Source organism: Vibrio sp. 1069 (assembly GCF_033340555.1).
This window is the reverse complement of sequence record NZ_JAWOWP010000030.1, coordinates 1-26251: the sequence shown is the minus strand read 5'-3', so window position 1 is coordinate 26251 and position 26251 is coordinate 1. Positions and strand designations below refer to the sequence as shown.

The 26251-nt window shown below is 45.3% G+C and carries 19 protein-coding genes, 5 tRNA genes and 1 rRNA gene; 13 read left to right on the top strand and 12 right to left on the bottom strand.

Annotation, left to right across the window (positions count from 1 at the left end; translation table 11 throughout):
• Positions 1-131 precede the first annotated feature (131 nt).
• Positions 132-248: ribosomal RNA gene (gene rrf / locus R7040_RS23370) — 5S ribosomal RNA — on the top strand.
• A 91-nt stretch (positions 249-339) separates the two neighbouring features.
• On the opposite strand, the gene ilvY is transcribed toward rrf, so the two are convergent.
• Positions 340-1230, bottom strand: a complete 891-nt coding sequence (ilvY, locus tag R7040_RS23365) for an HTH-type transcriptional activator IlvY (RefSeq protein WP_025768266.1) — start codon at positions 1228-1230, stop codon at positions 340-342.
• A gap of 143 nt (positions 1231-1373) precedes the next feature.
• Here ilvY and ilvC point away from each other — a divergent pair, with 143 nt between their 5' ends.
• Complete coding sequence (gene ilvC, locus R7040_RS23360) at positions 1374-2858, top strand: ketol-acid reductoisomerase (RefSeq protein WP_047103684.1); 1485 nt, start codon at positions 1374-1376, stop codon at positions 2856-2858.
• A 278-nt stretch (positions 2859-3136) separates the two neighbouring features.
• Here ilvC and ubiK read toward each other — a convergent pair whose 3' ends face one another.
• From ubiK to R7040_RS23340, 4 genes are all read right to left on the bottom strand, one after another.
• Complete coding sequence (ubiK, locus tag R7040_RS23355; protein ID WP_005379099.1) at positions 3137-3388, bottom strand: ubiquinone biosynthesis accessory factor UbiK; 252 nt, start codon at positions 3386-3388, stop codon at positions 3137-3139.
• Positions 3389-3519: 131 nt separating this feature from the next.
• Positions 3520-6642 carry a multidrug efflux RND transporter permease subunit VmeD gene (gene vmeD / locus R7040_RS23350; protein ID WP_318081296.1) on the bottom strand — a complete coding sequence of 1041 codons (3123 nt, stop codon included), beginning with the start codon at positions 6640-6642 and terminating at the stop codon, positions 3520-3522.
• Positions 6643-6654: 12 nt separating this feature from the next.
• Positions 6655-7758, bottom strand: a complete 1104-nt coding sequence (locus tag R7040_RS23345) for an efflux RND transporter periplasmic adaptor subunit (protein WP_064353499.1) — start codon at positions 7756-7758, stop codon at positions 6655-6657.
• Between the two features lie 18 nt (positions 7759-7776).
• Positions 7777-8358: a TetR/AcrR family transcriptional regulator gene (locus tag R7040_RS23340; RefSeq protein ID WP_005384254.1), complete on the bottom strand. Its 582-nt coding sequence runs from the start codon at positions 8356-8358 to the stop codon at positions 7777-7779.
• A 170-nt stretch (positions 8359-8528) separates the two neighbouring features.
• Here R7040_RS23340 and rep point away from each other — a divergent pair, with 170 nt between their 5' ends.
• Complete coding sequence (gene rep / locus R7040_RS23335) at positions 8529-10544, top strand: DNA helicase Rep (protein ID WP_064353500.1); 2016 nt, start codon at positions 8529-8531, stop codon at positions 10542-10544.
• 73 nt (positions 10545-10617) lie between these two features.
• Here the strand turns inward: rep and R7040_RS23330 are convergent, their stop codons facing one another.
• Entirely contained in the window at positions 10618-11031 is a 414-nt protein-coding gene (locus R7040_RS23330) for a c-type cytochrome (RefSeq protein WP_005384252.1), read from the bottom strand.
• 335 nt (positions 11032-11366) lie between these two features.
• Here R7040_RS23330 and R7040_RS23325 point away from each other — a divergent pair.
• The 5 genes from R7040_RS23325 to R7040_RS23305 all read left to right on the top strand — a co-directional run bounded on the left by R7040_RS23325 (position 11367) and on the right by R7040_RS23305 (position 11963).
• Positions 11367-11443, top strand: a tRNA-Arg gene (locus R7040_RS23325).
• Positions 11444-11476: 33 nt separating this feature from the next.
• A tRNA-His gene (locus tag R7040_RS23320) sits at positions 11477-11552 on the top strand.
• A 69-nt stretch (positions 11553-11621) separates the two neighbouring features.
• A tRNA-Pro gene (locus tag R7040_RS23315) sits at positions 11622-11698 on the top strand.
• 48 nt (positions 11699-11746) lie between these two features.
• Positions 11747-11822 (top strand) — tRNA-His (locus R7040_RS23310).
• 64 nt (positions 11823-11886) lie between these two features.
• Positions 11887-11963 (top strand) — tRNA-Pro (locus R7040_RS23305).
• 195 nt (positions 11964-12158) lie between these two features.
• Here the strand turns inward: R7040_RS23305 and R7040_RS23300 are convergent.
• Positions 12159-12884: an HAD family hydrolase gene (locus tag R7040_RS23300; RefSeq protein ID WP_005379107.1), complete on the bottom strand. Its 726-nt coding sequence runs from the start codon at positions 12882-12884 to the stop codon at positions 12159-12161.
• 661 nt (positions 12885-13545) lie between these two features.
• On the opposite strand from R7040_RS23300, the gene R7040_RS23295 reads away from it, so the two are divergent.
• From R7040_RS23295 to R7040_RS23275, 5 genes are all read left to right on the top strand, one after another.
• Positions 13546-15261 (top strand): dipeptide ABC transporter ATP-binding protein, encoded by a 1716-nt coding sequence (locus tag R7040_RS23295; protein WP_005379108.1) that lies wholly within the window; start codon positions 13546-13548, stop codon positions 15259-15261.
• 92 nt (positions 15262-15353) lie between these two features.
• A complete protein-coding gene (locus tag R7040_RS23290; protein ID WP_005379109.1) occupies positions 15354-16907 on the top strand; it encodes an ABC transporter substrate-binding protein in 1554 nt (517 codons plus the stop codon).
• Between the two features lie 147 nt (positions 16908-17054).
• A complete protein-coding gene (locus R7040_RS23285; RefSeq protein WP_005379110.1) occupies positions 17055-18032 on the top strand; it encodes an ABC transporter permease in 978 nt (325 codons plus the stop codon).
• 2 nt (positions 18033-18034) lie between these two features.
• Positions 18035-18985: an ABC transporter permease gene (locus tag R7040_RS23280; RefSeq protein ID WP_191116213.1), complete on the top strand. Its 951-nt coding sequence runs from the start codon at positions 18035-18037 to the stop codon at positions 18983-18985.
• 157 nt (positions 18986-19142) lie between these two features.
• A complete protein-coding gene (locus tag R7040_RS23275; RefSeq protein ID WP_053307264.1) occupies positions 19143-20156 on the top strand; it encodes an SPOR domain-containing protein in 1014 nt (337 codons plus the stop codon).
• 75 nt (positions 20157-20231) lie between these two features.
• On the opposite strand, the gene R7040_RS23270 is transcribed toward R7040_RS23275, so the two are convergent.
• From R7040_RS23270 to R7040_RS23250, 5 genes are all read right to left on the bottom strand, one after another.
• Complete coding sequence (locus tag R7040_RS23270) at positions 20232-20375, bottom strand: hypothetical protein (protein WP_012841245.1); 144 nt, start codon at positions 20373-20375, stop codon at positions 20232-20234.
• On the bottom strand, positions 20365-22686 hold the full coding sequence (locus tag R7040_RS23265; RefSeq protein ID WP_064353502.1) for a hypothetical protein: 2322 nt from the start codon (positions 22684-22686) through the stop codon (positions 20365-20367). The genes R7040_RS23270 and R7040_RS23265 overlap by 11 nt, the downstream gene beginning before the upstream one ends.
• A 262-nt stretch (positions 22687-22948) precedes the next feature.
• A complete protein-coding gene (locus R7040_RS23260; protein WP_064353503.1) occupies positions 22949-24508 on the bottom strand; it encodes a hypothetical protein in 1560 nt (519 codons plus the stop codon).
• A 2-nt stretch (positions 24509-24510) separates the two neighbouring features.
• Positions 24511-25083: a sigma-70 family RNA polymerase sigma factor gene (locus R7040_RS23255; protein ID WP_064353504.1), complete on the bottom strand. Its 573-nt coding sequence runs from the start codon at positions 25081-25083 to the stop codon at positions 24511-24513.
• A gap of 2 nt (positions 25084-25085) precedes the next feature.
• The coding region (locus R7040_RS23250) for a chromosome partitioning protein ParA (RefSeq protein ID WP_318097217.1) at positions 25086-26251 on the bottom strand (1166 nt) is incomplete at its 5' end.

Sequence of the window (26251 nt, the reverse complement as noted above, 5' to 3'; positions counted from 1 at the left end):
GAGCTAACCTGTACTAATTGCCCGTGAGGCTTAACCATACAACACCCAAGGGGTTTTGATGGACTCAATGAAAGAACGTTGAATGTGTAAGAACGAGAATTAAAAAACAGCTTTCCAGATTAAAGAATTTGCTTGGCGACCATAGCGTTTTGGACCCACCTGATTTCCATGCCGAACTCAGAAGTGAAACGAAATAGCGCCGATGGTAGTGTGGGGCTTCCCCATGTGAGAGTAGGACATCGCCAGGCTTTAAATTTAAGAAGCCCGCTCGAAAGAGCGGGCTTTTTTGCATCTATAGAGTTTTAAAATTAGCTCACTTTATACCTAAAAAGTGTTCATCTAAGGTGCGATATACTTGCTCTCTGCAACCTTCCAAAAGGCTTTAACAAGCGGATTTTCCAGCTGAGTTTTGTTGCAGCAAACACCAAGTTTAAAAGGTTTAATTGGTAAGACTTTTAAACGATTTATCTTTTCTCTTACCGGACTGTTATTGATTACAACATCAGGTGCGATACCTACTCCACACCCCAATGCAACCATACTTACGATGGCTTCATGTCCGGAAGTTTGTGCGTAAATCTTTGGCTTTATTTTCATTTGTTTGAGCCAACTATTGGCCCTGTCTCTTGCCGTTCCTGCTTCTGGGAGTATGAATGGAATGACCGACCAGTCTGGTTTTTCTTTTTGTAGCTCTTCAGCAAACGCACTAACCCCAACAGGTACGATGACAGAAAGTGGGATTTCACTGATCGTTTCAAATGCGATTTTATTTGGCATCTGTTCTGACTTGGCTGATATGGCAATATCGGCTTCATCTGCTAGTATTTTGTCGATCGCTTGAGCTGGATCGCCGGTTGATAGTTTGAATTCAATGAAAGGGTTCTGAATACGAAAGTCAGATATTAGCTCCGGCAGATGGCTGTAGCTTGCAGTAACAGAACAAAAGAGACGGATTTCTCCTTTCAATTCATCCTCGGTTCCCTTCAGGTGACTCTGATACTGCTGCCATTCGCCAAGAATCTTTAAGGCGACTGGGACTAGCTTTTTACCTTGGATAGTTAAATCAACGCTACGGTTGTCGCGTAAAAACAATTGTTGGCTGGTTTCCTCCTCTAATTTTTGTATCTGTCGGCTTAAGGCTGAAGGGCTAATATGCATTGCCGCTGCGGTCTTGGCGAAACTTTTACTCTCACAGAGATGAATGAAAAGTTGCAGGCTTTTGATATTCATTAAATTTTCATTTCCATGTTGCATAAATTGCAATAACTAATTGTGAATATATCACTTTAAGCAATCTCATGTCTGTTTTAGTATGAAGTTATTCGGTAAGGCAATTACTGACCTCAATGGAAGAATCTCAAAGGAGCACCCAGATGGCTAATTATTTCAATACCCTAAACTTGCGCGAGCAGTTGGACCAATTAGGTCGTTGTCGTTTTATGGACCGCAGTGAGTTCGCTTCAGAAGCGGATTATCTGAAAGGTAAGAAAGTAGTCATTGTAGGTTGTGGTGCTCAAGGTCTTAACCAAGGTCTGAACATGCGCGACTCTGGTCTAGACGTTGCTTATGCGCTTCGCCAAGCCGCGATTGATGAGCAACGCCAGTCATTCAAAAACGCAAAAGACAACGGTTTTGAGGTAGGTAGCTACGAAACGCTAATTCCACAAGCTGATCTAGTAGTAAACCTTACTCCAGATAAGCAGCACACAAACGTTGTTGAGACGGTAATGCCGTTAATGAAAGAAGGCGCAGCACTAGGTTACTCTCACGGTTTCAACGTTGTTGAAGAAGGCATGCAAATCCGTAAAGACCTAACGGTAGTAATGGTTGCACCTAAATGTCCAGGTACGGAAGTTCGTGAAGAATACAAGCGCGGTTTCGGTGTACCGACTCTTATCGCTGTTCACCCAGAGAACGACCCAAAAGGTGAAGGTTGGGATATCGCGAAAGCTTGGGCTGCAGCAACCGGTGGTCACCGTGCAGGCTGTCTAGAGTCTTCTTTTGTTGCTGAGGTGAAATCTGACCTAATGGGTGAGCAAACTATCCTTTGTGGCATGCTACAGGCTGGCTCTATCGTATGTTACGAGAAGATGATTGCTGATGGTATCGATCCTGGCTACGCTGGTAAGCTTCTTCAATACGGTTGGGAAACCATCACTGAAGCACTGAAGTTTGGTGGTATCACTCACATGATGGATCGCCTAACTAACCCTGCAAAAGTGAAAGCATTTGAGCTTTCTGAAGAGCTAAAAGAACTGATGCGTCCGCTATACAACAAGCACATGGATGACATTATCACCGGTCACTTCTCTAGCACTATGATGGCTGACTGGGCAAACGACGATGCAAATCTACTAGGCTGGCGTGCAGAAACAGGTGAAACTGCTTTCGAAAACTACCCAGAAACTGACGTAGAAATCTCTGAGCAAGAGTACTTCGATAACGGTATCTTGATGGTTGCTATGGTTCGTGCGGGTGTTGAGCTAGCATTCGAAGCGATGACGGCATCTGGCATCATCGATGAGTCTGCTTACTACGAGTCTCTACACGAGCTGCCACTTATCGCAAACACTATCGCACGTAAGCGTTTATACGAGATGAACGTGGTTATCTCAGACACTGCGGAATACGGTAACTACCTGTTCGCTAACGTAGCAACGCCGCTTCTACGTGAGAAGTTTATGCCAGCCGTAAATACTGACGTAATTGGTAAAGGTTTAGGTGAAACGTCTAACCAAGTGGATAACGCGATTCTCATCGCTGTGAATGAAACAATCCGTAACCACCCTGTAGAGTACATCGGTGAAGAGCTACGTGGTTACATGACTGATATGAAGCGTATCGCGGTGGGCGGCTAAATGACTGGCCTTAAGGCTCCATTTCGGTGTCGAAGGTGCTCGTTTACTATCGTAAAGTCCGCGCCTTCTCCTAGAAATGAAACCTTAATACAGCGTAATTTACTTAGTCTCAAGTAACGCAGTAGATAAACTCCAGGCAGACCGGAGTGATAAATACAAAATAAAACACAACATCTAATCAAAAGGCTTGGTCGCCGTTGGCCAAGCTTTTTTGTTTTTAGCCGATTTATCTGCGCGCAGATAAGAAAAACGCTCCTTTGTGAGGAGCGCTTTGATACTTATTTTTCTGCAAGCTTTTCTTCAAGTTGCGCCAACTTCTGTTCCATTTCTGTTAGCTTTTGACGTGTACGTAGTAAAACTTGAGTTTGAACATCAAACTCTTCGCGACTTACAACATCTAGCTTGTTTAGTTGGCCTTGGATTACTTGACGAACTTTCTGATCGACATCAGAGCCCAACTCTTTTACAGGTTGAGGCATTGAGTCGTGAATCTGTTTAGCAATTTGCTCTAATTTCTTTGGGTCAAACATAGTGGCTAAAACTCCTTTTGATTTGTCCTCATTTTAAGTAAATGATACGTGAAAGTCGCCATTTAGATGGTAAAAAAGAGAGCGGCAATAAAAAAGGCCACCGAAGTGACCTTTTTGAATGCCTTAATAGCTTATCTGTTATCCGCTAATTCACGATGAGCTGCTTTCGCTTCGTCAACTCGCGCTAACTTCTCCAAGTCTTTGTCTTCAACAAATACTGGCAGAGGTTTGTGTTTTTCAGCTAGGTAGCTGTAAATCACAGGTAGCACGAATAGTGTGAACAGTGTACCGATTGCAAGGCCAGCAACGATGACGATACCGATACTGAAACGTTGCGCGGCACCTGCACCTGTTGCGTACATCAGTGGGATCAGACCTGCGATCATCGCTGCAGTGGTCATTAGGATAGGGCGAAGACGCACTTTCGCAGCTTCCATCACCGCATCAATACGAGACAGTTTATTATGTAACTGCTCTTCCTTGGCGACTTCACAGATCAAGATACCGTGCTTGGTTATTAGGCCGACCAGCGTGATCAAACCAACCTGCGAGTATATGTTCATCGAGGCCGTACCCCAGGCCAATGCGATCAAGGCACCACATATTGCCAGAGGTACAGATACCATGATGACAATAGGATCGCGGAGTGATTCAAATTGAATCGCCAGAACGAGGAAGATGATCGCAAGTGCAAGACCGAAGGTTGCATACAAGGCACTACCTTCCGTTACAAACTGACGAGATTCGCCCATGTAATCATGGTTATACCCTGCAGGCAGTTTGGTTTGTGCAATATTTTCAAACCAATTAACTGCATCCCCCATCGAAACACCAGGGCCTGTAACAGCACCCACAGTTGCTGAGTTTAGCTGGTTGAAGTGTGGCAAAGAGCGAGGCTCAGCCACCACATCAATGGTAATCAGACTACCTAATGGAACCGCTTTACCATCCACAGAGCGTACATAGTAGTTCTTCATCGATTCTGGGTTTAGACGCCATTTACGCTCAACCTGAGGAATTACCTCATAAGAGCGGCCATTTAGGTCGATACGGTTTACATAACCATCTGCCATCATGGTGCTGAGGGTGATACCAATGTCTTGCATAGTCACACCGTAGGCACCGGCTTTGTCTTTATCGATCTTGATCTTCATCGTTGCAGAATCATATTTCAGATCCAGATCGGAATAGACAAACATTGGACTGCTTGCTACTTCCGACAGAATGTCATTTGCAACGGTAAACAAACTTTCAAAGTTGTTTGGCGTTGTAATTACGAACTGTACAGGAAGGCCTGAACCAGCACCTGGTAGCTCCGGCATTTCGTAGGCAGCAATAGACATTCCCGGAATGCTCGAAACAAGCCCACCAACACGCTGTTTGATTTCTGCTTGGCTCGCTTCTCGTTCGCCCCATGGTTTGAGTGTAGCTAAACCAAACGCTTGGTTAGAATCCGGTACACCGTTAAATACCTGAGCGTATTCCACTTCTGGTTGATCAGAGAGAATCTTATTCACATCATCCATGGTGTTTTGGATGTAGTCCAAATTCGAATTTGATGGTGCGGTCCCTATGAGTACTACAACACCTTTATCTTCAGATGGAGCTAGCTCGCTAGGAATAAACTTGAATAGGACTGGTAAACTTGCGAATACAATTATCGCAAACACGATCACCACTGGTCGGCTAGCCATTATTGCTTTTAACATGCTTGCGTAGCGATTAGTCATGGCATCAAGTACATGGTGAACTTTTTGCTCAAACTTGCTTGGCTTCTCGTTCGCCTTCAGCATCTTCGAACACATCATTGGTGATAGTGTCAAAGCGATGATGCCGGATACGAATACTGAACCTGCCAGTGTCAAAGCGAACTCTTTGAACAATGAACCGGTGATACCACCCATCAATGCGATCGGCGCGTACACTGCACCTAGCGTCAATGTCATCGCGATAACTGGAACCGCAATTTCACGCGTACCAATAATTGCAGCTCGGAATGGCGATTCCCCTTCTTTGATGTGACGGTCAACGTTTTCTAGTACAACGATCGCGTCATCCACCACCAGACCGATGGCAAGCACCATCGCCAGTAGCGTCATCAAGTTCCAAGAGAAACCCATTGCCTGCATCACCATTGCCACACCAATCAATGAAAGTGGAATGGTCACGATAGGAATGATTACCGCGCGGAATGAACCTAGGAACAGTGTGATAACCACAAGTACGATGACCGCTGCTTCAAGAATCGTTTTCACTACTTCGTGAATCGATTCGTTGATGGCGATAGTTGAGTCGTACATCACGTTCATTTTGATGTTACTTGGTAGGTTGCGCTCAAGCTGAGGCAACAGTTCAAGTACGTCTGCTGCAATGTTGATTGGGTTAGCGCTTGGTGCTGCGTTGATCGCCGCAACCACGGCTTCTTGACCGTTTGCACTTGCGCGATAAACGTCGTGACTCTTCTCCAGCGTTACTTTAGCGATATCACCTAGGCGGATGACATCCCCTTCACCAGTTTTCACGACCAATGCTTCAAGTTCAGCAACGTTTGATACCTGAGTATCTGCGCTACCGTTATAAAGTACGAACTCACCCGTCGCTTGACCGGTTGCAGATTGGTAGTTGTTGGCGTTAAGAACGCTCATCACATCCGTAGCGGTCAACTTCAAAGCGCCCATTTTGGCAGGATCTAGCCATACGCGCAGTGCGTACTTCATACCACCATACAGGTCAACTTTGGATACACCGTTTACAGTGAACAACTGCGGGTTGATTACACGCTCAAGGTAGTCAGTGATCTGGCTTGAAGATAACTCGTCACTCGTAAAGCCGATGTACAGTACCGCCGTTGTCGAACCTGTCGACATGGTTACGGTTGGATCTTCGGCTTCTTTTGGAAGCTGAGAACGTACTGAGTTCGTTTTCGCTAAGATATCAGCCAATGCTGCATTCGGGTCAGTATTCAACTTCATGTTGACAGTAATGGTTGATTTACCTAGTACCGATTGCGAAGTCATGTAATCAATATTATCGGCTTGCGCCACCGCTTGCTCCAATGGCTGAGTAATAAAGCCTTGGATCAAGTTGGCACTTGCACCGTAGTAACTGGTGGTCACGGTGACCACCGTATTCGTCATTTCAGGGTACTCACGAACTTGCATTTTGAACACCGCTTGCAAACCAAGCAATGCAATCAAAAAGCTGATCGATACCGCTAAAACTGGACGTTTTATAAAAACATCTGTAAAGCGCATGATGCCTCCAACTTAAAGCATTGGTGTTTCAGCAGGTGGGGTAGTTGCATCGCTTTCGACAATGCTTACTTTCGCATGGTTACTCAAACGGACTTGACCCGATGTCACTACCACATCACCTGGCTTCACGCCTTCTAGAATGTGTGCGATATTTTTAGAGCGTTCGCCAACTTTTACCACATGCTGCTTAACGCGTTTTTCGCCATCTTCTTCTGTTACGATGTAAACATTGTCGCCATATAGCGTAAATGTGATCGCGGTTTGAGGTAGAGTGACCTGATTTTCTAACTTAGGCAGAATGATGTTTGCACGCGCGAACATACCACTACGCAGTTTGCCGTCACTGTTAGGGATATCCGCTTGAACTTGAATCAAACCACTTTGTACGTTAACCGCAGGCTCAATCGCAGAAATTGAACCTTTGAAAGGCTGTTCTGGGTAGGCATCCACGAAGATATCCACTTCTTGGTCGATATTGATACGTGAAATATCGGTTTGCGGCACGGTAAAGCGTAAACGCATCACGCTGGTGTCTTCCAGGCGAACAATATCGGTACCCGCTTGTAGGTACTGACCTAGGTACACGTTACGAATACCTACTACACCATCAAATGGCGCTTTGATTTCGCGTCGGTCGATGGTCGCTTTCAAGCTTTCAATGTCCGCTTTTAAGGAGAAGTAGTTCGCTTCTGCTTCGTCATACGCTTCTTTAGAAATAGAGCCTTTTTTAAATAGCCCTTGGTAGCGTTTGTATTTCGCTTCTGCTGCTGGCAACTTGGCTTGCGAGCTCTTTAAATTCGCTTTCTCAACGTCAGAGTCAAGCAGTACTAGTGGCTGACCTGCTTTGACTTGAGTACCGGAATCAAATGCGATTTTATCGATAACACCGCTCGTTTCGTTCGCTACCGTCACGCCTTGATTTGGCTCGATAAAACCAATTGCCTCGATGACTGGTACCCAATCCACCGCTTGCACTTCAGTTACGGTTACTGGGAATGCTGGTTCAGGGCGATTGGCAAACTGCTCCATTTTGTCTTTGATATCAATTAGTCTGTATGTAACAACGCTACCAAAAAGTAATAAAACAATTGATAGCATCAAAATCCACTTTTTCATTCTATTAAGAACTCCAAGTTAGTGTTTAATAATTGCATCCCAACTGGCTTCAATAGCGGCCTCTAATGCCGTCTTATCCAGTTGATAAAATCCCAAAGCGTGTTTCCGAGCAAGTGCAACACTTGCCTCAAAACTTAATCCAGAAAGTACTTCGTTATCGAGAAGCTTGAATACTCCCTCGTCTTTACCCTGATTAAAAAGAAGATCTACTTGGGCAAACATTTGTCTCTCAAGTTCCCGAGCTTTGCTACTATTTGAACAGGGTAAAGATTCATATTGGACTCGGTTGCTGATCGCACTTAAGTTCGAGCTCGCTAGATTCCAAATATTGAGCCACATGGTTCGATAACGCTGTTTTAAAGGCATCTCTTCACTAACACCTAGTTGCACCGCAGTAGCAACACGCTTAGCAACGTTAAGGCGTAGTTCCTCTAAAAGATGTTCTTTATCTGAGAAATAACGGTAAATCGTCCCTGCTGCGACACCTGCCTCATTGGCGAGCTTTTGCATGGAAAGCCCTTGAAAGCCAGATTCAGCAATGAGTTGTTCAGCAGCGACTAAGATTTGTTCTCGTTTATCTACAGCAGGGTTATCCTTCATAATGTCACCCTTTAGTGAATGAACGTTCATTCATTATAGCTTAAATACCCGCCATTTATGCAACAGAATATTGCACTTAATTGGTGTGAAAATTACAAGAAATCAGCATAGCTTTCACGAGGCCACCCCTTTATCATAGGCGCCACATTCATCACCCGCAGAGAATTTCTATGAAGCTGAACCCTAGTCAAGATGAAGCCGTGAAATACGTGTCTGGTCCATGCCTAGTGCTAGCTGGTGCTGGCTCGGGCAAAACTCGTGTTATTACCAATAAAATCGCTTATCTGGTTCAGCAATGTGGTTACAAAGCGCGTAACATTGCGGCGGTGACGTTTACCAACAAAGCAGCACGTGAAATGAAGGAGCGTGTAGGTCAAACGTTAGGGAAAGGTGAGTCTAAAGGTTTGATGGTATCAACATTCCACACTTTAGGATTGAACATCATCAAGCGTGAGTACAAGTATTTAGGGTTGAAAGCGGGCTTCTCACTGTTTGATGACCAAGACCAGCTAGCGCTGCTCAAAGAACTTACCGAAAAGCAGCTTGATGGTGATAAAGATCTGCTACGTCAGCTTCTGAGTTGTATTTCCAACTGGAAAAACGACATGTTGACGCCAGAGCAAGCCAAAGCGCGTGCGCAAGGTGAACAGCAACAATTGTTTGCGTTCTGTTTTGATATGTACCAAAAGCAAATGAAAGCCTATAACGCGCTCGATTTTGATGACCTAATTTTGATGCCCGTTTTACTCTTACGTAATCATGAAGACGTTCGTCAGCGTTGGCAGAATCGTATCCGTTACCTACTGGTTGACGAGTATCAAGATACCAACACGAGTCAGTATGAGCTGGTCAAATTAATTGTCGGAGAACGTGGGCGATTGACTGTTGTAGGGGATGACGATCAGTCTATTTATTCATGGCGTGGTGCGAAACCTCAGAACCTCGTGTTGCTGGGTGAAGATTATCCGAATTTGCGTTTGATTAAGCTAGAGCAAAACTACCGTTCAACGAGTCGAATCCTGCGTGCGGCCAACATTTTGATAGCTAACAACCCTCACGTCTATGAGAAGTCTTTGTTCTCTGAAATTCCTGACGGTGAAAAACTCAAAGTGTTGTTGGCTAAAAATGAAGAGCACGAAGCAGAGCGCGTAACGGGTGAACTAATTGCGCATAAGTTCCTAAACCGTACCGAATATAAAGATTATGCGATTCTATATCGTGGTAACCACCAATCACGTTTGATTGAAAAGTCTCTGATGCAAAACCGTGTACCGTATAAAATTTCTGGTGGCACCTCGTTTTTTGCACGCGCAGAGATTAAAGACATCATGGCGTATTTGCGTGTTTTGGTTAATCCGGATGACGACAATGCATTTTTGCGCATTGTGAACACTCCGCGACGTGAAATTGGCCCAGTAACGTTAGAGAAATTAGGCAGTTATGCCAATATGCGAGGCAAGAGCCTGTTTGAGTCGAGCTTTGAAATGGGGCTCGAACAGCACCTAACGGGACGTGGCCTAGAAAACCTGCGTCGTTTCACCCAATGGCTAGTGGCGATTGCTGATCAAGCTGAGCGTGGTGATACCGTCGAAGCGGTTCGTTCGCTAGTTCGTGATATCCATTATGAAGATTGGCTATACGAAACTTCAACAAGTCCGAAAGCCGCTGAAATGCGAATGAAGAACGTTTCTGACCTTTATTCATGGATAGTGGCGGATCTAGAGGGTGACAACTACGATCAAGAAGAGAAAACGTTAAAAGAAGTCGTTCAACGTTTGACCTTGCGTGACATGATGGAGCGCGGTGAAGAAGATGAAGACAGTGATGCAGTACAACTGATGACCTTGCACGCATCAAAAGGCCTTGAGTTCCCATATGTATACTTAATTGGGTCCGAAGAAGGTATTTTACCGCACCAAACCAGTATTGATGAAGATAACGTGGAAGAAGAGCGTCGCCTGATGTACGTTGGTATTACTCGAGCGCAACGTGAACTGACTTTCACTATGTGCAAAGAGCGTCGGCAGTTTGGCGAGTTGATCAAACCTACTCAAAGCCGCTTTTTGGATGAGTTGCCATTTGATGACGTTGAATGGGAAGTAAACAAAAAGCCAGTATCAGCAGAAGAGCGTATGGCGAAAGGTCAAGCACACATTGCCAATATTCGAGCAATGTTTAAGAAGTAAAGTAACCTTGTTCTCACTGACTAAAAACAAAAAGGCTTGCCAACTGGCAAGCCTTTTTCGTTGATGTCTTTACTTATAAACCTTCAATCATGTGGTCAATTGCTGCGATGATTTCATCGTCAGAACAGTCCATACAGGTTCCTTTGGCTGGCATCGCATTGAAGCCTTCTAATGCGTGCTTCACTAACGTATCTTTGCCTTGTGCAATACGCGGTGCCCAATCATCGGCATTACCTGTTTTAGGTGCGCCGTTTACACCAGATGCGTGACAAGCAATACAAAAAGTACCATAAACTGTGGCGCCATCACGTGGACCGGTTGGTTCTTCTTTCACTGGCTCAGAACCTGCTAGATAAACATCACCGACAGGTTGGATGCGTTCTGCGATCGCATCGTATTCAGTTTGGCTGATGTCAGAAGCTAAAGCTGCCGTAGAAAACGTTAAGGCAGCGAACAAAACGCTAATCATTTGTCGAGACATATCCATTAAACCCACTTCACATTCCCGAGGTAAGTGACTTACCTATTTATATAGTTAGAGTATTAATGCCGAGCAGAGAAATCATTAAATTCCACTGAATGGCATAGAATGATTAGACAACTTGGTTGCAGCTGTTAAATCAATGTAAATAATGGGTGATTATATCCCGATAACTTGTTGCAATAAACAACAAGTTATCCATGACAGGGCGTGAATCACATCAAAAATCCACTTTAACGGAAGATAACTGTCGAAAAAGAGACCAAACGATAAAAAAAGTAAAAAAAGTACTAGACGGCATAGTGTGATATCCGTATTATTCCACTCCGCCGATAGGGCATGCGCCCGTAGCTCAGTTGGATAGAGCGTTGGCCTCCGGAGCCAAAGGTCGAAGGTTCGAATCCTTTCGGGCGTACCATTGCCTCGGAGGATACATCGGTAAAAATCAGTGGTGGCTATAGCTCAGTTGGTAGAGCCCCGGATTGTGATTCCGGTTGTCGCGAGTTCAAGTCTCGTTAGCCACCCCATTCTTTCTTTTTGAGATTGAATGCGGTAGCATTGCTCCCAATCTTGATTCAATCAAGATAAAACATCGTCGGTGAATAGCGCAGCTTGGTAGCGCATCTGGTTTGGGACCAGAGGGTCGGGGGTTCGAATCCCTCTTCACCGACCACTATTTAGTTTATGGCTCTAATAGAGCGGTAAACAGCAAAAATTGATGGTGGCTATAGCTCAGTTGGTAGAGCCCTGGATTGTGATTCCGGTGGTCGCGAGTTCGAATCTCGTTAGCCACCCCATTAATTAAGGTGACTTCTTAGTTGAAGTGTCCTGTCTGATTTGAGAAAATCAGCAAATACAGTTCGGTGAATAGCGCAGCTTGGTAGCGCATCTGGTTTGGGACCAGAGGGTCGGGGGTTCGAATCCCTCTTCACCGACCACTATTTAAAGCCTCAGTCGAAAGACTGGGGCTTTTTTGCATCTCTCCTGAAAAGAATCGGCATTCCATTTCAATTTTCCCCAAAAGTGTACAGCTCTAGGGGCTTTTGACCACCTATGATCCAAATGCTTTTCGAGCTGACAAAATAAACCCCAGAGCAGTGTCTGGGGTTTTGTAGTTTTCTAATCCGCTGCTTTTATTGGGCGAGTGTTTTAAGGATTTCTTTCAGTTCTACCGTTTCTTGGATTTCAAAACTTGGCGTTATATCCGTTGAGTTGCTTGCGCCTGTCGCATTCACCCACACACTCAAAATGCCCATATTGTTAGCGCCAGCAATGTCAGCAGGTAAAGAGTCGCCCACGTGTAGAGCCTCTTCTGGTTTTACTTCGACCAAGTCGAGCGCTTTTTGGAAAATACTTGTAGCAGGTTTCTCTTCTGGCTCTTCTCCTCCCACAATAATATGGTCCACCCAGTTGCTCATTTGTGTCGCGTTTAATTTAGGGTGTTGAGAAAAAATCGGGCCGTTAGTGATCACGACGAGTTTGTAATGTTGACGAAGGTCGCTGAGCATTTCTTTTACACCAGGGAAGAAAGTGAACGCGCCCATACGTGCAGAGTCAAAGTAGTCTTGAGCTTGTTGAGCCTCTTTTGCAGTGATGCTGACGCCTTGCTCCGCCAAGATGTTTTGGATCAGGCCACAACGGAAGGCATTTTCATCGGGTAGCAGAGCCACAAGGTGAGGGAACTCAGCATTCAGCTTTTTGTATACACCCTGCAAGTAGCGCTGCAAAAACGCTTTTGGCTCGGTAACTTGTGGATAGGTCTTATGAATCCAAGTTGTAAACGCTTGTCCTGCAACTTTATCGGCTTGTGACGTTGCACATAAAGTCTCGTCCATATCAAAAAAAATCGCTTTAAGCACAGGGGCTCCTTTTATTTACGGCTTGGCTTTGACACTGTTCATCTATTATCCCACTCTCAATTGTGTCGTAAAGGGTTAAAACCGGCGAGTTTTCTTATGACGTACGAATGAGGATAGCGGTACTTTCCTTTGCTTAGTCAATAAACCGCTTAAGTGGCGCATATTCTGCGTTGGAGCAGGATTTGTGTGGTTTTGCTGTTTTGTTCACGTTTTGACCTATCCTTTCTCTTCCTAAGTTTGGCTTTTTGTATTTGCCGACTATTTTATTAATAGTTTTTTATGTTGAAAAAACACTTTTTGCATATGATATTGTTTGTTAAATGTTAATAAATGCACATGAATAATATGGTTAATGATCTTGTTTAGCTCATGTTTACTTTTAGAGCATTTTTCTAGTTTTATTGGTGCATGACGCACAAAAATAGTGTGATATGAAAATGGTTAAATACTTGTTAATGCATTTTTATTCGCTAATTGTGCGTTTATTTAATGTTTTTTCGGCGGAATATACTTTAATTGTTGCTTTTTTGTGTGATTTTTGCCAAATTATTTCCGCATTAAGATTTCAGAGTATTATTCTGAATTTGAACGGATTCATTCAGGTGATGAATGGTGCTTTTGGCATGATTCGATACCACAGACAAGGCAGTAGAGGTCTGAAATGTCACTATTAGAAGTGAAAAACCTTCGTATTGAATACCCATCCCGACACGGCGTTCACGCTGCCGTGAAGTCACTTTCTTTTCATATTGAACGTGGTGAAATCGTGGGTGTTGTTGGCGAATCAGGTGCGGGTAAATCCACCGTTGGTAACGCCGTTATTGATTTGCTTAGCCCTCCAGGTCGCGTTGCTAGCGGCGATGTTTTCTTGGATGGAGAAAAAATTTCTGGCCTATCACCAGAAGCGATGCGTAAGGTTCGCGGCTCGAAAATAGGTTTTATTTTCCAAGATCCGATGACCTCGCTCAATCCACTTTTTACTGTTGAGCAACAGCTGAAAGAGACGATCCACGCCAACATGAAGGTCTCTGATGAAGAGGCGTATCAGCGCGCGCTTTCTCTTATGCAGCAGGTTGGTATTCCTCAACCAGAAAACCGCTTAAAGCAGTACCCGCACCAATTCTCTGGTGGTATGCGTCAGCGTGTTGTCATTGCCATTGCTTTGGCTGGTGAGCCTGATCTCATCATTGCGGACGAACCAACTACGGCGTTAGACGTTTCTATCCAAGACCAAATCCTCAACTTGATCCGCGAGCTGTGTATCAAGAACAATGTCGGCTGTATGTTGGTTACTCACGATATGGGTGTCGTCTCCAACGTCACCGATCGCGTGGCGGTAATGTATCGTGGTGACTTGGTGGAGTTTGGACCAACAGCCAAAGTATTGGGCGATCCTGATCACTCTTATACTCGCAGTCTAATTTCAGCGGTACCACGTTCAGACAGAAAGCTAGATCGTTTCCCGTTAGTAAGCTATATCGAAGAAGCGGCGGAAATGGAGCCACTCGATATCAAGAACCACTGGTTAGGACAAAGCCAAGATGAGCGTGAGTACACTGGCCCGCTTTTGGACGTGAAGAACGTCAATCTTCGCTTTGTGACCAAAGACTCTTTGTTCGAGAGCCGCCGAGAATACGTGCAAGCATCTAATAATGTGAGCTTTGAAGTGCACGAAGGCGAAACCTTTGGTTTGGTGGGCGAGTCTGGTTCAGGTAAATCGACCATTGCACGTGTGATTGCTGGTTTATACCAACCTAACTCTGGTCAGGTGAAATTCGAGGGCATTGACCTGACCGCTTTAACCTCTGAGAAAGAGCGCCGCCCGATGCGTCGTCAAATGCAGATGGTGTTCCAAAACCCATATACTTCAATGAACCCTCGTATGAAGGTATTCGATATTATTGCTGAGCCAATCCGTTTCCATAAATTGACGAAAAACGAGTCGGAAACTCGCCAAATCGTAAATGACCTATTGGATCATGTTGGTTTGGGTCGAATGGCTGGGCTTAAGTACCCTCATGAATTCTCCGGTGGTCAGCGTCAGCGTATTTCTATTGCGCGTGCGTTGGCGACTCGTCCTCGACTTTTGATTTGTGATGAACCGACCTCAGCACTGGACGTATCGGTACAGGCACAAATTCTAAACTTGCTGAAAGATCTGCAAAGTGAGCTGAACTTGACTATGTTGTTTATCAGCCACGATTTACCTGTTATTCGTCAGATGTGTGACCGAGTAGGTGTGATGCAAATGGGTACACTTTTAGAAGTGGCACCAACAGAACAGTTATTCACGGCACCTCAACACGAATACAGCAAAAAATTGATTTCTCTGATGCCGGAGTTTACTGGCTTGCGAGAAGAGATCGAAACGGCATAAACCAAGCAATTCGCTTGGCTAACCTTTAGTCATAACAAAGACGCAAACACAACAACAAGGGATCCGTATCCCCGCATGAAGGAGTTATGCAAATGAAAACCATGAAAAGCAAATTAGCAGTGGCGCTAATGGCTGCGGGCCTAAGCTTTAACGCAATGGCAGCAGATATCAAAGTTGGCTATGCAGCTGACCCAGTATCGCTTGACCCACATGAGCAGCTATCAGGTGGCACACTGCAAATGTCACACATGGTATTTGATCCGTTGGTTCGCTTTACTCAAAAAATGGATTTCGAGCCTCGTCTAGCAGAAAGCTGGGAACGTATTAACGATACGACTGTTCGTTTCAAACTGCGTGAAGGTGTGAAATTCCATTCTGGCAATACTCTAACGGCTGACGACGTCGTGTGGACGTTCCAGCGTTTACAAAGCTCTCCTGACTTTAAAAACATCTTCGACCCGTACGAAAAAATCGTCAAAGTTGACGACAACACGTTCGATCTTGTAACTAAAGGTCCTTACCCACTAGTGTTGCAAACCGCAACGTACATTTTCCCTATGGACAGCAAGTTCTACACGGGTAAAACCGCAGACGGCAAAGACAAGTCTGAACTAGTGAAGCACGGTAACTCATTTGCATCGACTAACGTTTCTGGCACGGGTCCGTTCATCGTGACATCACGTGAGCAGGGCGTAAAAGTGGAATTTGAACGCTTTAAAGATTACTGGGACAAAGAGTCGAAAGGTAACGTTGATAAGCTAACACTTGTTCCAATCAAAGAAGACGCGACTCGTGTAGCAGCGCTGCTTTCTGGCGGTGTTGACATGATTCACCCTGTAGCGCCAAACGACCACAAACGCGTTGAAGATGCTGATGGCATCGACCTAGTTACGCTACCTGGTACTCGTATCATCACGTTCCAACTAAACCAAAACAGCAACGAAGCATTGAAAGACGTTCGCGTTCGCCAAGCGATTGTTCACGCAATCAATAACGAAGGTATCGTGAAGAAAATCATGAAAGGCTTCGCAACGGCTGCTGGTCAGCAAAGCCCGGCAGGTTACGTGGGTCACGATGACAAACTGGTTCCTCGCTACGATTTGAAGAAAGCGAAAGAACTGATGAAAGAAGCGGGCTACGAAAACGGCCTGACGCTAACGATGATCGCACCAAACAACCGTTACGTGAACGATGCGAAAGTAGCACAAGCGGCGGCGGCAATGTTGTCTAAGATCGGTATCAAGGTTGATCTGAAGACCATGCCAAAAGCGCAGTACTGGCCTGAGTTCGACAAGTGTGCGGCAGACATGCTGATGATCGGTTGGCACTCAGATACAGAAGACTCAGCGAACTTCAACGAGTTCCTAACTATGACTCGTAACGAAGAAACCGGTCGTGGTCAGTACAACTGTGGTTACTACTCAAACCCAGAAATGGACAAAGTGGTTGAAGCTGCGAACGTAGAGACGGACCCTGCGAAACGTGCAGAAATGCTGAAGGGCGTAGAAGCGACACTATACAACGACGCAGCATTCGTACCGCTACACTGGCAAAGTGAAGCATGGGGCGCGAAGTCTAACGTAAAAGCGGCAGATATCGTTAACCCAATGGTAATGCCTTACTTCGGTGACCTAGTGGTTGAATAATCACGGTTAGTCGACTTTGAGGAGGGATGGATTTCCCTCCTCAACTTAAAGCACTCGACTCAGTTTTGTTTCAGTCGGATTGAGTTGGCTATTTAGACTGAATTTTCTCTCTAATTTAGAGATCTATGGATAGTTAAGGGGCAAGGAATGTTTTCGTTTCTGGTCAAGCGCCTGTTTCAGGCACTGATAGTGATGTTTGTGATCAGTTTGGTGGCGTTTGCCATTCAGGACAACCTGGGTGATCCGCTGCGTGAGCTTGTAGGTCAGTCGGTTTCGGAATCGGAGCGTCAAGCGCTACGCGACGACTTGGGCCTGAACGATCCCTTTATCACAAAGTACACGCGCTTTGTGGGTAATGCACTGCAAGGTGATTTGGGTACCTCATATTTTTTCAAGCGACCTGCGGTTGAGGTGATTCTCGACAAGCTGGTAGCTACATTAGAGCTCGTGTTTGGCGCGACGCTTATCATCATTGTTTTCTCTATTCCGCTTGGGGTGTACTCTGCGATTCATCCTAAGAGTGTTTTTACCAAATTTGTCATGGCGATGAGCAGTGTCGGTATCTCGATTCCGGTGTTCTTAACCGCAATCATGCTGATGTATGTCTTCTCCATAGAACTCGGTTGGTTGCCTTCCTATGGGCGAGGTGAAACCGCTAACGTACTCGGTTGGGAATCTGGCTTCTTTACCATTGATGGTATCAAGCACCTCATCCTACCTTGTATTGCGCTAGCGTCTATCATGCTGCCGTTGTTCATCCGCTTGGTGCGTTCAGAAATGCTGGAAGTTCTGAGTTCGGAATACATTAAGTTCGCCAAAGCAAAAGGTTTGAACTTACAAAAGATTTATTACCAACATGCACTTAAGAACACCATGCTACCAGTATTGACGGTAGGTGGCGTGCAGATTGGTACCATGGTGGCCTACACCATTCTTACTGAAACCGTGTTCCAATGGCCGGGCACTGGCTTCCTTTTCCTAGAGGCAATCAACCGTGTAGATACACCGCTGATCACTGCCTACGTTATCTTTGTTGGTCTGATCTTCGTGGTAACCAATACCATCGTTGACTTGCTGTACGGCATCATCAACCCAACTGTGAACCTAACTGGAAAAGGAGCTTAATCATGAGCCAATCAAATTTAACACCAGCTCCTGCTCTATCAGCGTGGCAGCGTTTCAAAGAGTCAGATTTTCTGTATTATTTCAAACGCGACAAAGTGGCGATGGCGAGTTTTACCGTCTTTATGATGTTCTTAGTATTGGCATTGGCTGCACCGATTCTTGCGCCAACAGACCCGTACGATCTGACGTCTATCGACATCATGGATTCTGAGTTGCCACCTTCGTGGATGGAAGATGGCGATGAACGCTTTGTGTTGGGTACTGACGAGCAAGGTCGCGATATTTTATCGACCATTCTTTACGGCTCTCGTCTGTCTCTAACCATCGGCTTCCTGGCGGTTGGTCTTCAGTTGGTACTGGGTATCATCATTGGTTTGTCGGCGGGTTATTTCGGCGGCCGTATCGATAGCTTCTTGATGCGTTTTGCAGACGTACAGTTGTCGTTCTCGACCATGATGGTGGCGATCATCGTGTCAGCTATCTTCAAAGCCAGTTTTGGCAGTGATTTTTACAGCCAATATGCGGTGGTCATGCTGGTGGTGATCATCGGTGTGGCAGAATGGCCGCAATACGCACGGACTATTCGTGCCTCGGTATTGGCAGAGAAGAAGAAAGAATACGTCGAAGCGGCGCGTGTGATGGGCTTTAAAGCTCCGCGAATCATGTTCCGTCACATTCTGCCGAACTGTCTATCGCCAATCTTGGTTATCTCGACGGTACAGGTAGCGAACGCGATCATGTCGGAAGCGGCGCTGTCATTCCTAGGCTTAGGTCTGCCAGTCGATCAACCGTCTCTGGGGGCGCTAATCAGCATCGGCTTTAACTACATCTTCTCTGGTGCATGGTGGATTACTGCTTTCCCAGGCATCGTGCTAGTAACATTGGTTTTGGTTATCAACCTGTTGGGCGACTGGCTACGTGATGTATTCAACCCGAAACTGTACAAAGGATAAGAATTTTCCCACCAAGCGTTGTAAATTCGCTTAATTCCTTCCTAAACTGAGAGCCGGATGCAAATTCCGGCTCTTTTTTTGCTAGTTATTCTTTGTTCACATTTTTTTGGCGCTTTTCCGCCATGATGACCTTACCCACTAATTTAGAGTGAAGTGTATGGAAATGAAGAAGGCCCAACGCCCATCTAACGTCTTCCAAGCAAGCCTGGCTTTGGGTTTGTTGCTGGTATGCGCCCAGTTTTCTAATCCAGTTGAGGCGGAGGAGTTCCTTTGCCAAGCCACTCAAGCCAGCGAGAAAGAATTACCGATGCTTGAGAAAACGTGCCCAATTGGTAACGGAGTATGGGGAAAGAAAGTGCCGCAGGGGGGCAACTACCTTTACTGGATTCAATGCGGATTGCTACCCAAGCCTATGTCTCTCGCGAAAGCTAAGCCTCTCTATAGTAAAATCACGACTGACGTATGGATGAAGCCTGAATCCAAAGGCTATCGTTGTTTGATTGGACCTTACAAGGCATTGTCTGATGCGAGGGATGACTTACGAGGAGTCAAAACCTTGTCGAATTACAAAGAGGCGTTCATCCGCGTGGTTGGAAAAGAGAGTAAACAGTCTACGACACCATCTAAACCCGCTGTGCCGTCGAAATCAGCCGCATCTTCGGTTAAGCCAACACCGACGGTGACCCCGAAACCCGCGCCAGTTCCTGCCGTGCGAGCTGATACCGACGCCTTTAAAGCTCCGGAAGAGAAGTCAAAGACCAAGGTAAAAAATACACGTGATAATTCTTCGTCCAAGCCTGTTGCTAAGACCAAAGCGAAGCCAGTTGTGAGCGGGAATGATGACATTGAAGTTCGGTTGAGAACCTCCTTACAAGGCAAAACGTACGTGGTCCCATATTTACTCGATCACCATAATCAGTTTTACATGGAACATGGTAAGCCGTGGAACCGCCTCAACTACGAAAACTCGCACAAAGTATGTCAGCAACTGGGTATGAGCTTAGCCAACCCTGCAGAGTTTAAAGCGCTGAGGGCGTCTGGGGTGATGGAAAAAAATCAATGGCCACTGCAACTGCCGTATTGGGGCAAAGATAAGAAAGGTTTGTTCGCCGATCGTGAGCCCAATCAGCTCACCGGGACCTCATTATTGAACGTGGTGTGCGTGAAATAACGACTCAGATATTGTGGTCAAAATATAGAAGAAAGCCCCGAGTTCGGGGCTTTTTTGCGGTCTCAAATATTATCGCTATTTGAGTGGCGTTTCTTTGTGACAGTTAGAGCAGATATACACTTCTTTGATGCCGACCAATCGTTCCCAAAGTGTTCTGCGTCTTCTGCGCAAATGCACGCTATCACAGCAAGGGTTAACGATGGTTGCTTTAGTCATCATCACCAGGCTCCAAAATCGGTAGTGAACTCGCGATGCTTGTCATGGCTTCTTTGCTGTTAGAGTACAGACCATATTCCGGTGCGGATTCATGACCGTTTTGTTCTTTACTCCAACGAATACCAATATAAAAGTCACCAAAATCGCGGTTGATGTAACGATGACGAGTTTTGTAATCTGACTCTGAGCCTGTTTCTTCTAGAATCAGCAGTTCACGGTCTTCATCATTCTGGATTTCCCAATTACCTGGAGTTTGGAATCCTGTTGGCATGAACGAAGTGTAGTTGTAAGTATCAGTGTCGTATTCGTACGCACCTGACGAGTATTTCAGGACTGTGTCGTCGCCTGTGCCATTACTTTCTACCATCAAGTCATGCTCTAACGTGCCGTGTTTGATGTGTTCTGCAACCGAAAGTGATTCTGCAAATGGGGTATTGCTTGAGTCCATCCAGAACAGCTCATCATCTGAGATTTTAACGATCATTTGAGTGCCGTTATGCTCGGTTTTGTGCTGGTACAACATTTCATACTCGTCGCCGTAGCTGTTGTATAGCTTACCGTCTTTCAGCTCAACGTCGTTACAGTCTTTATTGTTGTATTCCGTGTAACCAGTTTGTTGGTCCAGATCGGCAAGAATGGCGTAAGCATCGTGTTCCCATGTGTCTTTTAGGAAGTCACTGATGTTCGCTTTGTACTCTTGATTCATCTCATCGTGGTTTGAACCCCAGCAGAATAGTAGGCCTTCAGAATCTTGCATCAACATGGCGTAGCCAATTTCACCATCTTTCTGTGCAAAGCTACCCATTTTCCATTCTTGACCGTTGAAGTGCTCGTGAGTGAAGCCCAAAGTCGGTACTACTGGTGGTGGCGTGACGCCTTCGATAACCGTTGGCATGCTGAGCGCAATTTGTACCGCGGTATGGCCATCTGTTGCGCTAATCGCAAGTACTGCTCCAGCTTCACCTGCTTTTGTTGGTGTGCCTTTAATGGTGATAATTGCATTACCATCCTCAGATACTGTTAGACCTTCAATGTCTACATAGTCCGCTGAGTAGTCGGTAATTTGACCGTCTTTATCTTGGAACAAACCAGAAATATCGAGTGTTTGTTCAAACACTTCACCTTGTTGTAGGTACCAACCATCAACGATGGACTGCAGACGCGCTTGTTCTGTTTCTACAACCATTGGTGGTAAGTTTGCCGATTCGATTTCGAACTGAAATACGGTGCTTACCGTACCCAAAACCTTACCTGACGAATCAATGTCTTGCGCCGTTAGAACAATCTCAAAATCACCAGCTTTCTCTACGATTGCAGTTGGATGTAGAACAATCAGGTTGCCAGTTTGCACAACTTCAATGCCTGTGCCTGCAAAGTTGTGCGTCAGTTTGGTTGTCACAAGGTTTTGGTCTTTGTCTGCAAATAGACCTTCAATGTCTAGCTCTAAGCCATCAAAGTCCACGCCTTGTACGATTTTTGGTAGTTTTTCTAGCTTATCTTTAGCTGCCTTTTCGACGATTTTGTTTACGGTTAGCTTGTTATTAACTGCCGTTTCAGGTGCTAAGGTGTCGCTGTGTGGGGTCGCGTCAGTGATGATTGGACGTAGATTTGGGTCATTGATGTTTTCGCCAGATGCAACAAGACGTTCCACTTCTTGGTTTGCCGCTTGAGCAAACTCCGTGGCTTTTTTCTCGTAATTCGTTGGGTTTTGTGCTTTCGAGTCGGTCAGAATCTGAGCGGTTTTATGTAGTTCGGCGTTTTTTGTCGCACCTTCAACAAAATCACTGTACAGATCAATTGGTGCTTCTTCTGAGCCTCCTAGCGCTTGGTTTACTTTCGCTTTCGCGTCTTCTTCACTAATGGCTGGATCCTTTGCCATTTCAATCGCCACAAGATCCGTGATAGGTGAAATCACGTTTGATGATGTTGGTGCACGGAATACGATTTCGTGCGCCATAGCTTGGCCTGGATGATCCATATCTACCGTGTATTTGCCAGCGTACTCTTTCGCATCCAAGGCGATGAGCTGTTTCTGCTTTGAACCGTTTGGTGTGATGGTCTGTAGCGCTAGAGTGCTTTCTGGTTTTGCATCCAATTTCAGTTGACCTTTCTCATCGGTCAGACCAAGGAATGTTTCTTGAGTGTCCCATTGGCCGTTGTTGTTCGTATCTTCAAAAACAACGGCATGCTTGAAGTAGCCGTCAAAACCTGTGATCACAACGCCGTCGTTAGCACTGTTTGAACCACCATCTGAACCGCCACAGCCTGTAAGAGCGATAGCCACTGACGCTGCTAGTAAACTCACCTTATTCATTATTTATTTGTCCTTGTTTCGTTTCCGAATGAGAAAGTCGCTTTTTTTATTATTTTTTTCTTTATATCTCACTAGTGAGATATAAGAGAGTGGTGTCTTTTTAATGACTATTGAGCTTAGGTTCAAGACACGAAAATCCGCACAAAACCCGTAAAATTTATTTCTATTTTTTGTCTATGATGGAAAATTTATAATTTGATCACGGTTCCAGTTTTATTTTGGGAATGATTGTTTTGTTAAAATAACCACCGGTAAAAAAGGTTTATTGGGTGCCGCTAAGGACAGGGGCGTGATAAATCATGTTGATCTTAAATTCCTCAACGCGATCAGCAAATTGAGGGTGAGGTTTAAGCACATAACTGTAGACTTCGCCTGGAATGAATATGTCGTAATCTGTGTATTCAAGGTTGTAAAACATAAATGTTCGTTGCCAGTAATCATCTGGCCATTCAGCACAATGTATTGGAGTTACGCCGTCAAAATCCATTGAGCTAGAGATAATATCGGCAAACTCGCCTCGCCCCGCTACGATAGAGCTGTACCAGTAAAATAAATAATCATGACAAAATAGGTCATGTTGATTTGATTTCATATTGAGATCAGAGTCCAGCTTGTGCACTGGTTCGTTACCCTGAACACTTCTATCAAATATGTAGTTGCTAGCAGTCCCGTTTATGTAACCCCCTCCTGAAATGGGAAAGAGGTAGTCAAACAACGTTCCTTGATATTCGTACTCACCAGTGTGGACATTGATGCGTTTTTCCATCGATTGCTTGTTTTTTTGCATGGTGTAGCTTTCGAATTGTTTACCATCAAACACGGTGGTGAAGTAGTTCCGAGTATCTTCATGAACCTGAGATGGGTATTCTTTTTTGATGGTCCAAATTTGGCGTACACCTTGGACATAAACGATCAACGAGTCATCACTGATTTTGTACTTGCCCACTTTTTTCAAGTCTCCCTTTTCAGGACACTGGCGTTTGTTGTGTGAGGCGGCATAACTTACTTCGCCCCCCTCAAACTGAAAGGCCTCGCAATACACCACTTCATACGCGTACGCGATACCGGCAAGATTTTGTGTCGTCTCTAGGCGATAAACTACATCGCCAACTAACGAGTGTTCTGTGTCATTTTGATCGGGTGTGATAACGGGTAACTCAAAGCGCGTTGTGACCCATGCATGATCGCTATTACCGTGATAATCATCGCGCGCTGCTACCGCTAAATATGTGGTGGTTTTTATTTCCTCAGGCGCTCCTTGCACCATCATTTGTCCTTGGTTGAGGACTCTTAACCCATTGGCGTTTTCAAGCCAAATCTGAGTGGTGAGGAGATCGCCATCTGGGTCTTCAAAAAGCTGGTTAAGGTTGAGCGAATAACTCACCGGAGAGTTTTGTTTCAGCTCCCAAGCATAAATAATGGTTTGTAGCTGCTGTTCCACAGTGAGGTTGATGATGGGTTTATTATTCTCTGATGGGTCCTCTTGTGGTCGGCTGTTCTTATCACCCAATGCTGACTCGTAAAACGTGTTGTCTTCTGTGGTATGAAATGGATTCGTAACAGGGCCTGGTTGTCCTAAAAGGGCGGAGTTAAATGCGTCATCTCCCGTTTTTTTAGGAGTGCGATCCAACGCAGAACCTGTCAACGCTTGCTTTACTTCAACTAAAGATGTGCGCTCATATTGACGATGTGCTTGCTGGGTTGACTTGTCGGCGTTGTCTGACGAGTCTTTCACAGATGCCAAATTGTGTTTGTTTGAAATGAAGTAAATACCGAACAAACCGACGCATACTGCGCCGATTATCCAAAGCTTTTTGTTCATGATTACGTGTGCGCCATTCGTGATTGTAGCCAACTGCGAGAGAATTTGAGGTCTTTCTCTATCAGGCTTGCGCTGCACTCGAGTAGCTCACTGATTTCTTGGTTTTTCATGCCCATTAAATACTTGAGTTTGAGTGCGCTCGATTGGCGTGGATAGCGGCTACTGAAACTATCCAGAGCTTTATCCATGATAATCAATTGCTCGAAACGATCTTCTTCATCTCTCATCAATGTAATGTGTTGACGCTTTTGTGCTTGGTGCGAGCGTGCGTTATCGATCAAGATTTGACGCATCACTTTGGCGGCCATCAAAAAGAAATCACGTTTTGTTTCAATTTCACTCATGTCGCAGTTGGACATTTTCAGGTAAGCATCATGAATTAATGCCGTGGTGCTGTTGACGCTGTCTGCCAATACTTTGTTGTTGGTGCCGTACTTTTCTGCATTTCGTTCACGCTCATGTTGGGCGATCTTACGCAACTGTAAATAAGCAAACTGATAGAGCTCGCTCTCAGCTCGTTTATCACCAGATTGCCATTGTTGAATGATTTGTGTCAGTGCTACTGCTGTTGCCATGGTTATACATCCTCGCTCACTTTGACAAATTCAGAAATGGTGTGGGTTTCAATGCGATCGGAACCGTCTTGGTTGCGCAGAACATTTTGTTGATAGCGATATAAAATGCCTTGCTCCCAAGTTGCACCAGCTGGCAAGTATTCCCAGGTGGTGTAATTGATTTCGGATGGGGTTGTTGACCAACGTACCATGACGTTCATTTGCGCGAGTTCGGCTTTGGGGGCGCTATTGTTGACCCACCACATGTCGGCAAATTCGCGGGTAACATCTTGGGTGTACAGGCTTGTATCGGTTGGGCAGGTGTCCGTATTTTTCGGCAGTCGCATGACTTGTTGATGGCGCATCAATAGGCACGATTGTGTCATGGACTGTTGGTGGTATTCGGTTTGCTGCCACACGCCGAGGTAGTCAATGTCGTGTTCGCTAGTATTGGGATACGTAAACCAGAGCATTTCTGTGCGGTTATTGTGTTGGATGTTTTTTTTACGCCCGAGACCTTGTACTTTTTCCATCAATAACACGGTGCTCGGATCAAAATTGAGGGCAACGGAGCGGTACTTCCAGTCGCCTTCATCATCGAAGTCTTCGAGAGAGAAGCCATTCAAGTCGTTGCGGGTGCACCCTGTGATTGAACAACCAACGATATTAAACCAATCCGCAAACTTGCTTATCGGTTCGACGACATCTTCCGTGATAGGGCGCTTCATCGAGAGGAAGCAGCCTTGAAAATGATCGCCAATGCTTGGGTGTTCAATCAATGAGTCTTTGGTGATAGTGAATCGAGTTTCACCAATAGGAGGACGATATTTGGGATGATGCTGATAGCGTAGATCGTAAGCACAAGCGCGGCCTTGCCAATCCTTCTTTTTGATGACGATGTTTTTGAACGTCATGTCGCGAGGTTCAAAAATGATCTCATCAGAGGAAAAGTTTTTTTCAATGTACTGCTGGCTTTCGTTTAGGTGCTCAATCGCCTCATTGACAGATACCCAATCGAGATTGAGGTAGCGTTTAGCGTCATCCAGGTAATTGAGATCAAGGCCTTTGAGCTGGCTTTGAAAGTGAGGATCAGACAGCACACGGTTTGCTAGGACAATTTCCTCACGATTCTCAGGCGTGCTGTCGAGAGAAAGCAGCAGACGCGTCATATTGATGCTGCGGCTAGGTT